We start from the raw sequence: 1,226 nt of genomic DNA on the forward strand, positions 1-1,226 counted from the left end.
CAATGCGTATTTTGATTCCAGCTGATATAAGTCCTTCAGTTGATAACAAGTTAAAAGGGATGAAAGCTGGTGGAAGTTCAGGCTGGTGGGCAAGTGTTACTTCGCCGTCTAAACCGACCACAACGACTTCAACTTCAGTCACAGTTAGAACTACTCCATCAACTCCAGCTCAGCCAGTAAGACCATCGACACCTGCTAAAACAAGTAGTAGCTCGGTAACGGTAAAAACTGCAACACCTCGTGGTTCTGATGCGCTAGCTGCTTTTGCAGCGTCAGCTGATGTACCAAGTGCACCACGTATTCCTGTTGCGGTCACTCCGGCTGCAAATATCAAACCTGTGAGAACGGAACCGCCAATTTCAGCAACTGAACGCGAGAAAATTTTAGCGGCAGTGCGTGCTGAAGGGGAAAAGGAAACAGTTGATCAAGCTTTAGAGCCTCAAGCTACTCAAGCTGAAAAAGATCAAGTTGTTGCCGAGTTAAAAGCACTTGCACCTCAGGGTACAGAAATTGTCGATCCGTATGACGGCAAAATTAAGTTAACCGCAATTCAGACCAGCCAATCTGTTGCTGAGCAGCAAGGTAAAGAAGTAAGTAAAGGTTTTGCTTATCCAAAAACTTTAGCTGAAGATGCAACTCTTGCAAACTCTGAAGATGCTCAGCGCAATAAAGATAAGCCTTATATTAAGACTGATACAGATGTTGTGGTTGTACAACCTAAAGGTAAGCGTAGTACTTATACAGTACAACCTGGCGATACTTTAGCAGTTATTGCCATGAAGAATGGTGTGAACTGGCGTGATGTAGCTAAATTGAACCAGATTGACCCTGAAAAGACTTTATTTGTAGGAACCAGTCTATATCTCTATGATGCTAAGCCTCAAGAGGTGGAAACTACGGCAAAATCGGCAGCTAAACCTGATGTCTATGTTGTTCAAGCAAATGACAGTTTAACAGGAGTGGCAAATCAATTTAATTTGTCAGTGAAACAGCTAGCTGAATATAACGATTTGTCTGTAACAGATGGCTTGTTTGTAGGGCAAAAATTACAGTTAAAAGAGCCTAAAGGTAATCGTGCTGCTAAAGTAGAGCCAAAGGCAATTCAAGCAAGTACACGTCGTATTGCAACGAAGAGTTATACGGTTAAACGCGGCGAATATTTGAAATTAATTGCAGACCGTTATGCATTATCTAATCAAGAGTTGGCAGACCTAACACCAGGGTTA

The 1,226-nt window shown here is 42.4% G+C and carries 1 protein-coding gene; it reads left to right on the forward strand.

Features of this window, described 5'->3' with window-relative positions; genetic code table 11:
* Positions 1 to 1,226: LysM peptidoglycan-binding domain-containing protein (locus tag VXQ92_RS19145; protein WP_416682865.1), on the forward strand; the 1,226-nt coding region annotated here is incomplete at both ends.

It is taken from the genome of Acinetobacter sp. 228 (genome assembly GCF_048147885.1).